The sequence below is a fragment of the Micromonospora globispora genome (assembly GCF_003857015.1).
Lineage (GTDB): Bacteria > Actinomycetota > Actinomycetes > Mycobacteriales > Micromonosporaceae > Micromonospora > Micromonospora globispora.
On sequence record NZ_QGGF01000651.1, the window covers coordinates 1 to 1572 of the forward strand.

Genomic DNA, 1572 nt, shown 5'->3' on the forward strand with positions numbered 1-1572 from the left:
GCGGCGGCCACCCGGGGACCGGGAACCCGCCGCCGGCGGGCGGCTGAGAAAATTCAGGAGCGGCGCGTCTTCGCCACCTCGGGCGACTCGCTCTCCAGCGGCACGGCGTGCGCCGGCACCAGGCCGAGCTGCACGGCCGGCCGGGGCAGCGTCGCGTCGAGCGCCCAGTCCGCCCCCACCCGGGCCCGGTTCGCCGGCATGGCCAGCAGGTGGTAGCCCCGGGTGACCGCCTTTCCCGGCAGTCCGGCGAGGTGGACGTTCAACGGGTTCGCCGCGGCGTCCTTGCCGCCCAGGTCGACCACCCACCCCAGCTCGCGGTGCTTGTACGGCTTGCGGGTGCCCTGGCCGTACGAGGCGGCGATGTTGTGCGCGGCCAGCTTGCCCTGCCGCTGCGCGTGCTGGGCGGTCATCCCACAGATCTGGCCGGGGCGGGTCAGGTCGGGCACGGCCGCGGCGTCGCCGCAGGCGTACACCTCGGGATAGCCGGGGACGTTGAGGAACTCGTCGACCACCAGGCGTCCCTTCTCCGTGCGCAGCCCCAGCTCGGCGACGAACGGGTCGGGGCGAACGCCGACGCACCAGATCAGGCTGCAGGTCGGCACGTACTCGCCGTCGGTGAGCATCACCCCGTCCGGGGTGGCCTCCGACACCGAGGTGCCCATCCGCACGTCCACCCCGCGCCGTCGGAGCACCCGGTCCGCGGTGCGCGACAGCCGCTGGTCCAGCTCGGGGAGCACCCGGGGTGCCACGTCGAGCAGCATCCAGCGGGGCCGGATGTTCAAGTGCGGTCGCTGGGTGACGAGCCGGTCGGTGAAGAGCTGCCCGTGCGCGGCCACCTCGGTACCGGTGTAGCCGGCGCCCACCACCACAAAGGTGGTGCGGGCCCGCTGCTCGGCCGGGTCGTCGGTCACCTCCGCCAGCTCGATCTGCCGGACCACGTGGTCGTGCAGGAAGAGCGCCTCGGGCAGGCCCCGGAAGCCGTGCGCGTACTCGGTCACCCCGGGGATCGGCAACAACTTGTTGACACTCCCGACGGCGAGCACCAGCCGGTCGTACGCGAGCTTCCCCGCGTCCCCCTCCGGCTGGTGGTAGCCGACCCAGCGGTTCTGCAGGTCGACGCGGTCGGCCTCGCCGATCACCACCCGGACGCCGTTCAGGGTGCCGGACAGCGGCACCGAGATCCGGGTCGGCTCCACCACCCCGGCGGCGACCTCGGGTAGCAGCGGCAGGTAGAGGAAGTAGTCGGTCGAGTTCAGCAGGACGATCTCGGCCCGTTTGCCGGCCAGCCGGCTCAACGTCTTCGCCGCGTGGTATCCGGCGAACCCGGCCCCCACGATCACCACACGAGGTTTCGTCATGCCCCCTGCCGTTCCCGTCGACACGCCGGGCAAACGCGGCAATAAGTCGGCCCCCGCCTCGAGAGCTGACCGGCGGTTCACCCGTACCGGGTGGGGCCGGCTCACCCGGAGGCAACGGAGGGTGGGAGGACAGAGCCGAGGGAGGAGAACGACATGGCGGTCCGGACCACGGTACGTCCCTCGCCCGAGGACGTCTTCCCGCTCCACCCCGCGT

1 protein-coding gene is annotated in these 1572 nt (G+C 72.6%); it reads right to left on the minus strand.

The window, feature by feature from the left end; all coding sequences use genetic code 11:
- Positions 1-53: 53 nt before the first annotated feature.
- Positions 54-1358, minus strand: a complete 1305-nt coding sequence (locus DKL51_RS31460) for an NAD(P)/FAD-dependent oxidoreductase (protein WP_109945204.1) — start codon at positions 1356-1358, stop codon at positions 54-56.
- Positions 1359-1572 lie beyond the last annotated feature (214 nt).